The sequence below is a fragment of the Nocardioides sp. CPCC 206348 genome, assembly GCF_048654705.1.
Lineage (GTDB): Bacteria > Actinomycetota > Actinomycetes > Propionibacteriales > Nocardioidaceae > Nocardioides.
Map to the genome: position 1 here is coordinate 1 of NZ_JBMCZA010000233.1, position 7,593 is coordinate 7,593.

Consider the following 7,593-nt stretch of genomic DNA (forward strand, 5'->3'; position numbering starts at 1 on the left):
CGCGAGATCGCGCTCGGCGCCCAAGGCGTGCCCGGTGGGTCGCCGGTCGTGGTGCCGACCGTGGACAGCTCCCTGCGGTACGCGAACGTCTACAAGGCCGCGGTGGCACCGGTCATCTGGTCCCAGCTCGGACGGGTCGAGCGATCACCCGGCGTGACCATGGCGCTGTCCAGCCTCTTCGTGGGCGGACTCGCCCGCATCAGGTCCTGGCAACAACGGGGTCGGCCCCACCCGGTCGCCGTCGGCGCGGTCGCCCTCGAGCTCGTCGCGCCACCCGCGCTGGCGCTCTGGCAGCGGCGCGTCCGCGCACGCTCGATCCCATCCATCAACGGAGAACTGTCATGACCGCCGACCCCGTCATCACCTCGTACGCCCAGGCCCCGGCCCGCACGATCAACGCCGGGGGCGTGACCTACGCCTACCGGGAGCTCGGCCCCCGTGGCGGCATCCCGGTCGTGTTCTTCGTGCACCTCGCCGCGACCCTGGACAACTGGGACCCCCGGATCGTCGACGCCATCGCGAAGCATCGGCACGTCATCACCTTCGACCAGCGCGGTGTCGGTGCCTCGACGGGGAAGGTGCCCGACACCATCGAAGCAGCTGCCGATCACGCCCATGAGTTCATCACCGCGCTCGGCCACGACACGATCGACGTCTTCTCGTTCTCGATGGGCGGCATGATCGCCCAGGACCTGATCGTGAAGCATCCCGAGCTGGTCCGCCGGCTCGTGCTGACCGGGACCGGGCCGCGCGGCGGCAAGGACATGGACAAGGTCGTCGGCGTGACGTACTGGGACATCCTTCGGGCGACCCTGACGCGATCAGACCCCAAGGAGTTCCTCTTCTTCAACCGCGATGCGACGGGCAAGTCCGCGGCCAAGGCGTTCGTCAAGCGGCTCCAGGAGCGCACCGTCGACCGCGACCAGGAGATCACTCTCAAGGCCCTGCGGACCCAGTTGAAGGCCATCCAGAAGTACGGCCGTTCCGCGCCGTCGGACCTCTCGACGCTCACCCAGCCGACGCTGATCGCCAACGGCGACCACGATCGCATGGTGCCCACGATCCTGTCCGAGGACCTGCACCGCCGGATCAAGGGCAGCGAGTTGATCATCTATCCCGACTCCGGCCACGGCGGAATCTTCCAGTACCACGAACAGTTCGCACCGGTGGTCGCCGCGTTCCTCGCCGACTGACTGGTCTGATCTCAGCGGAGCAGGTCCCGGGCGCCGATGGCCCTGCCGGTCGTAGTCTCGCGACATGGTCCTGAACGCGGACGGGTCGGGCGACCTTCCCGAGGCGCTGGTGTCCGAGCTGCGCCGTACCGCCACGCAGCTGCTGGGGAGCGTGTCGACCCATGCCGACGAGATGCTTGCCTACATCCTCGAACGGGTCCCGGAGGCGAGTGCCGACGACGACCTCCGCGGCCTGACGCTCGGGTCCTGCTCGTCCAACCTCGAGGCGGCACTGTCGATGGTCCGCCACGGCATCGACGTGAGTGCGGCGACGGCACCGGTCACCGCCCTCGAGCACGCGCGGGCGATGGCGGCCCGCGGCTACAGCGTCGACGTGATGCTGCGGTTCTACCGGGTCGGCCACGGCTACTTCAGTGAGCGCATCCTGAGCGCGATCCCCGACCTGGTGGCGGATCCGGCCGTCGCCCTCGCGGTGGTTGCCGATCTGCAGCGCTACGCCTTCGCCTACACCGACCGCATCGCCAGCGAGGTCGCCGCCGAGTACGTCGCCGAGCTGGATCGGATGCAGAACCGTGCCCGCGCGGCGCAGACCGACGCCGTCCGCGCGCTCCTCGCTGGCGACAGGATCGACCTCGGGCGGGCGGAGCGCACCCTGTCCCACCGGCTGACCGGATGGCAGACCGCCTTCGTCTGCTGGACCGACCGTGACGACTCCGACCTCCCACGGGTCGGTGCGGCGATCGGCGCGCACCTCGGGTCGCCCCATCCGCTCCTCGTCCCGGACGGAGCGCGGGCGCTGTGGGGGTGGGTCTCCACGACACGCGCTCCCGGCGTGGGGCCGGCGGATCTCGCCTCCCTCGCCGAGCTGGTCCCGGGCGCGGTCCGGATCTCCGTCGGTACGCCGGGACAGGGTGCACGCGGCTTCCGCGACTCGCACGCGCAGGCCCAGCGCGGCGTCCGGATCGTCGAGCTGGCCGGCCGCGGAGCTCCCGTGACGTCATACTGCGACGTCGCCCTCGTGGACACGATGAGCGGCGACCTGGACCTGGCCCGCGCCTTCGTCGCGAGCGAGCTCGGCGCGCTCGGAGCCGTCGGCCGTCGCGAGGACGAGGAGCGGCGCGCGCTGCTGGCCGTGCTCGACGCACAGGGAGGCCTGGCGGCTGCAGCCGAGGAGCTGGGGGTGCACCGCAACACCGTGCTGCAGCGGGTCCGGCGGGCCGAGGAACGTCTCGGCAGGCCTGCGTCCGAGCGCGTGGTCGAGCTGCATGCTGCGCTGCGCATGGTCCAGGTGCTCGGTGCGGTCGTGCTGGTTCCGGAGCCCGGCCGGGCCTGACCATGTGCTGGGCGCACAATCGGCAGGGCTGAGCACCACTGTCGGCCGGGCCGCATGGTTCGTAGGTTGCGGGCATGTCAGCGATCACGGAGCAACCCGCGCCCGCCTCGTCCCGTCACGCGCTTCCCGACCCGGGTGAGCGAGTCCCGACGATCTCGTGGCCCGTGGTCGGCATCTTCCTCGGGGCCATCCTGGTCTTCGCGTTCTCGACGTGGGCGGCAGTGACCCACACGCTGCCGGTCCCTGTGACGATCGCGCTCAGCGCGATCGCGATCTTCGTCCTCTTCACCGTGCTGCACGACGCCGCGCACTACTCGGTCAGCACGCACCACTGGGTGAACGTGGCCTTCGGCCGGGTCGCGATGCTCTTCGTGTCACCGCTGATCTCGTTCAAGTCGTTCGCGTTCATCCACATCGAGCACCACCGCAACACCAACGACGACGAAGGGAACGACCCCGACCACTTCGTCAGCGGCGCCCCAATGTGGCAGCTGCCGTTCCGGTTCCCGGTGATGGACGTCCCGTACCTGACCTTCCTGGTGCGCAACGTGCGGCGCCGCCCCCGGGCCGAGGTCGCAGAGACCGTGTTCCTGATGACGGCCACGGTCGCGGTGGTCGTCGCCTGTGCGCTCACCGGCCACCTGTGGACCTTCGCGGTCCTCTACCTGATCCCCGAACGGATCGGCATGTTCGTCCTGGCCTGGTGGTTCGACTGGCTGCCCCACCACGACCTCGAGGACACCCAGCAGGAGAACCGCTACCGCGCGACCCGCAACCGCGTCGGCTCCGAGTGGATCCTCACCCCACTGCTCCTCTCGCAGAACTACCACCTGGTCCACCACCTGCACCCGTCGATCCCGTTCCACCGGTACGTCGCCACCTGGCGCCGCAACGAGGAGGCCTATCTCGAGCGCGATGCTGCGATCGGCACCGTCTTCGGCCAGCAGCTCGACCCCGACGAGTACCGCGACTGGAAGCAGCTCAACGGCAAGCTCGCCCGACTCCTCCCCGTGCGGATGCCGAAGCGGTCCTCTGCCCACGTCGCGGAGTTCCACCCGATCCCGGTCGCCAGCGTCGACCGATTGACCGGGGACAGCGTGCTGATCACCTTCGACGTGCCGGCCGGCCTTCGTGAGGACTTCTCCTTCCAGCCGGGGCAGCACGTCACCGTCCGCACCGACCTGGGTGGCGAGGGGGTACGCCGCAACTACTCCCTCTGCACCTCGGCCACCTCCGACACCCTCGCGATCGCCGTCAAGCAGATCCCCGGCGGCGCCTTCTCGACCTTCGCGATGGAAGGGCTCCGCGCCGGCGACACCCTCGAGCTGATGACACCGACCGGGTCGTTCGGCACCGAGCTCAGCCCACTCGCCACGAAGAACTACGTCGCACTCGTCGCGGGCAGCGGCATCACTCCGGCGCTCTCGATCCTCCGGACCACGCTCGCCGTCGAGACCGAGAGCCGCTTCACCCTCGTCTACGGCAACCGGGACTCCGACAGCACCATGTTCCGCGAGGAGCTGGACGACCTCGAGGCGCGCTACGCCGACCGGTTCAGGATCGTCCACATCCGCTCCCGCGACGTGCGACACCCCGAGCACCTGCGCGGCCGCGTCGACCGGTCGCGGCTCGAGCAGCTGCTCGCCTCCGACCTCACTGCCCCGGTGGACGAGTGGTTCCTGTGCGGGCCGGTCGAGATGGTGACCGACCTCCGCGACCTGCTCCTCGAGCGCGGCGCCGAGCCCGAGCACGTCCACGTGGAGCTGTTCCACGGCTACCAGAAGCCCCGGGTCGCCGACGGCTTCTCGCCAGCGACGGTCGCGGTCACCCTGCGGGCACGTCAGTACGACGTCGCGCTGGCGGCCGGCGACACCGTCCTGGAGTCCGCGCTGAAGGCGGGCCTCGAGGCGCCGTACGCCTGTCTGGGGGGAGCGTGCGGCACCTGCAAGGCGAAGGTCCTGCTCGGATCGGTGGCGATGGAGCAGAACTTCGCGCTGTCGCCGGCGGACGTGGACGCCGGGTACGTGCTCACGTGCCAGTCCCATCCCACCAGTGACGAGGTGCACGTTGACTACGACGCCTGACGCTCCGGGGGCGCGGGTGCAGCGGCCGGTTCCGGCGTACGCGCGGGTCGTCCGGGGGCTGCAGCAGCGCTTCGTCCTCGACATGCCCGGGGGACCGCGCGTGGTCGCCTTCGCCACGGTGATCAACTTCCAGAAGTGCCTGATGTTCCCCTACCTGGCTGGCCTCATGTGGCTGTACGACGGCCACACGGCTGCCGCCACGAGCGATGCGGCCTGGATCTACCTGGCCCTGCACGGGTCGTACGGACTGATCTGGTACCTCAAGGACAAGACGTTCCCGGACCACGGCTGGCAGCACCGGCTCACGGTGCCGGGAGCCGTGAACGCGATCCTGCTCGTCCTCGGCTGGTACTGGCTGTTCGGCTGGTTGCTGGTCTCGGGCCGTGGAGGCGACTACCCGGTGGCGGACAAGCCGTGGTTCGCGGTGTGCATCACCTTGGTCGTGCTCGGCTCGGTGGTGATGATCGCGGCCGACGCGCAGAAGTACTTCACGCTGCGGGTGCAGCGCGGCCTCATCACCGACGGCATGTTCCGGTTCGTGCGGCATCCGAACTACACCGGCGAGATGATGATCTACCTCGGCTTCGCCCTGCTGGTCTGGCACTGGCTGCCGTTCGTGGTGCTGGCATGGGTCTGGTTCGGGCTCTTCGCGGCGAACATGCTGGCGAAGGAGGCGAGCATGAGCAGGTATCCCGAGTGGGCGGCCTACGAGGCGCGCACCCGGATGGTCATTCCCTACGTCCTGTGACCGTCGCCCAGCTCAGCGCCGGGAACCGACGACCAGGTCGTCCTCGTCCACGACATGTCCGGCTGCGCACCGCGCCTCGAGCTGGACGGGCTCGCCGCAGTCGGCGTGGGTGAGGGCGGGTCCGCCGCCGGTCGTGTGCGTGGCACCCCACTGGAGGAGGGCCAGCACCACGGGAAGCAGGTCGTGTCCGGCGTCGGTCAGCGCATAGGCATGCCGGGTCCGTTGGCCGGGCTCGCGATACGGCTCCTTGGTCAGGACTCCGGCGTCGACCAGCTGGCGCAACCGCTGTGCGGCCACGGCCTCGGTCACGCCGACACGCTTGACCAGTGCGTCGAAGCGCCCGGCCCCGTAGAAGACCTCGCGCAGCAGGAGCAGTGCGGTGCGGTTGCCGATCACCTGGAGCGCGCGGTCGATGGGACAGAGGTCGCCCAGCGCCACGTCGTCGCGCTGGGCGAGCCGGCCGGTCAGACGAACAGTCATTCCACCAGTCTAACTTGTGGAAACCATAGTCAGCCACCTAGAGTCTCTGGCTATGGCAATCCAGAGTCAGCGCATCGTGACCGCGGTGCTGATCGGAGCGGCGTTCCTGGCGGGCGTCGACCTCTTCATCGTCAACGTCGCCTTCGACGAGATCGGTCACGACTTCGCCGGCACCAACCTCTCCGAGCTGAGCTGGATCCTCAACGCCTACGCCGTCGTGTACGCCGCACTGCTGGTGCCGATGGGCAGGCTGGCGGACCGGACGGGGCAGAAGCGCGGGTTCATCGCAGGCATGGGCCTGTTCATCGCGGCCAGCGTGGCCTGCGGCTTCGCGCCGGGGATCTGGTGGCTGGTGGCCTTTCGCGTGCTCCAGGCAGTCGGTGCGGCTGCGATGACCCCGGCGAGCCTCGGGCTGCTGCTCGCCGCAGTGGCGCCTGACAAGCGGGCGTCGGCCGCGCGGCTGTGGGCCATGACCGGAGCGGTGGCTGCGGCACTCGGCCCCGCGCTGGGCGGTGGCCTGGTCCAGCTGTCGTGGCAGTGGGCGTTCTGGATCAACCTGCCGATCGGGCTGCTGCTCGTCGTCGGCGCGCTCCGCTACGTCCCGGACGTGCGGCACGACGAGGGCACGCCGCTGCCCGACCTGGTCGGTGCGCTGGTGCTCGTGCTGGCCGTGGGCGGACTGGTGCTCGGACTGGTGCAGGCGAGTGACTGGGGCTGGACCTCGGCGCGCGTCCTCGGCGCGTTCGCGATCGCTGTCGGCGCCCTGATCGTCTTCGGTCGCCGCAGCGCCCGGCACCCCTCGCCGATCATTGCGCCCGCCCTGCTCGCCGTACCGGCGTTCCGGTGGGCAAGCGTCGCCACCCTCGTCTTCAACGCCGGTTTCGGGGCCGCCCTGCTCGGCGCGATCCTGTGGCTGCAGCTGGCCTGGGGGTACGGCGCCCTGCAGACCGGGCTCGCGATTGCCCTCGGGCCGCTCGCGGTGCCGATCACGTCCGTGCTCGCGCACCGTCTCCACCCGCACGCCCGTCCCGGTCACATGATCGCGGTCGGCAGCCTCCTGTTCGGCGGATCGGCGCTGTGGCAGGCCCTCGCGCTCAACCCGACGCCGGCGTACTGGACGGGCTTCCTTCCTGCCTGGGTGCTCGGCGGCGTCGGCGTCGGTCTGGCCATGCCGAACCTGCTGGCCGCGGCAGCCGCGACCCTGCCCCCGGCGCAGGCCTCCACGGGCGGTGGGGTCGTGACCATGGCCCGTCAGGTCGGCCTCGCCCTCGGGGTCAGCATGCTCGTGACGATCGTCGGGGGAGGAGACCGCGACGCAGCCTTCACCCACGCCTGGTTCGCCGTCGCCGTCTGCATGCTGGTGTCCGCGGCCACCGCGCTCCGCCTGTCGAACGTGACGCCCGTCGAGGAGGCTCAACCCAGGACGCGAGTGGCGCCACGGCGTGTCGGCGGCGCCTGACTTCCTGCTAGGGGCCGATGACGAGCGTCAGCCCGTAGACGCTCAGAACTTCGTTGATCGGCTGGAAGAACGTCGTCCCGCCGCTCGTGCAGTTGCCGTTGCCGCCCGACAGGATCCCCTGCGCCTGGCGGGTGCTCGAGACGTACGGCCCACCGGAGTCGCCCGGCTCGGCGCAGGCGTTCGTACGGGTCATCTGGTAGACGCAGCCCTGCGAGTAGCAGACCGTCTGGTTCGTCGCCTGGATCGTGCCGCACTTGAAGCCGGTCGTGCTGCCCGAGCGGCAGACGGTCGTGCCG

The 7,593-nt window shown here is 70.1% G+C and carries 8 protein-coding genes; 6 read left to right on the forward strand and 2 right to left on the reverse strand.

Features of this window, described 5'->3' with window-relative positions; all coding sequences use genetic code 11:
- From ACOADB_RS26580 to ACOADB_RS26600, 5 genes are all read left to right on the forward strand, one after another.
- On the forward strand, window positions 1–345 hold a 345-nt coding region (locus ACOADB_RS26580; protein ID WP_378606115.1), incomplete at its 5' end, for a DUF4345 domain-containing protein.
- On the forward strand, window positions 342–1,193 hold the full coding sequence (locus ACOADB_RS26585) for an alpha/beta fold hydrolase (RefSeq protein WP_378606118.1): 852 nt from the start codon (window positions 342–344) through the stop codon (window positions 1,191–1,193). The genes ACOADB_RS26580 and ACOADB_RS26585, both read left to right, overlap by 4 nt.
- Before the next feature lie 64 nt (window positions 1,194–1,257).
- Window positions 1,258–2,526, forward strand: a complete 1,269-nt coding sequence (locus ACOADB_RS26590) for a PucR family transcriptional regulator (protein ID WP_378606121.1) — start codon at window positions 1,258–1,260, stop codon at window positions 2,524–2,526.
- Between the two features lie 74 nt (window positions 2,527–2,600).
- Window positions 2,601–4,610: a fatty acid desaturase gene (locus ACOADB_RS26595; RefSeq protein WP_378606124.1), complete on the forward strand. Its 2,010-nt coding sequence runs from the start codon at window positions 2,601–2,603 to the stop codon at window positions 4,608–4,610.
- Window positions 4,594–5,358 (forward strand): methyltransferase family protein, encoded by a 765-nt coding sequence (locus tag ACOADB_RS26600; RefSeq protein WP_378606127.1) that lies wholly within the window; start codon window positions 4,594–4,596, stop codon window positions 5,356–5,358. Before ACOADB_RS26595 ends, ACOADB_RS26600 begins: the two co-directional genes overlap by 17 nt.
- 12 nt (window positions 5,359–5,370) lie before the next feature.
- Here the strand turns inward: ACOADB_RS26600 and ACOADB_RS26605 are convergent, their stop codons facing one another.
- Window positions 5,371–5,838, reverse strand: coding sequence for a winged helix-turn-helix transcriptional regulator (locus ACOADB_RS26605; RefSeq protein WP_378606130.1), 468 nt, complete (start codon window positions 5,836–5,838; stop codon window positions 5,371–5,373).
- 52 nt (window positions 5,839–5,890) lie between these two features.
- Here ACOADB_RS26605 and ACOADB_RS26610 point away from each other — a divergent pair, with 52 nt between their 5' ends.
- Window positions 5,891–7,297: an MFS transporter gene (locus ACOADB_RS26610; protein WP_378606133.1), complete on the forward strand. Its 1,407-nt coding sequence runs from the start codon at window positions 5,891–5,893 to the stop codon at window positions 7,295–7,297.
- Between the two features lie 7 nt (window positions 7,298–7,304).
- Here the strand turns inward: ACOADB_RS26610 and ACOADB_RS26615 are convergent.
- A partial coding sequence (locus ACOADB_RS26615) for a S1 family peptidase (protein ID WP_378606136.1) occupies window positions 7,305–7,593 on the reverse strand: 289 nt, incomplete at its 5' end.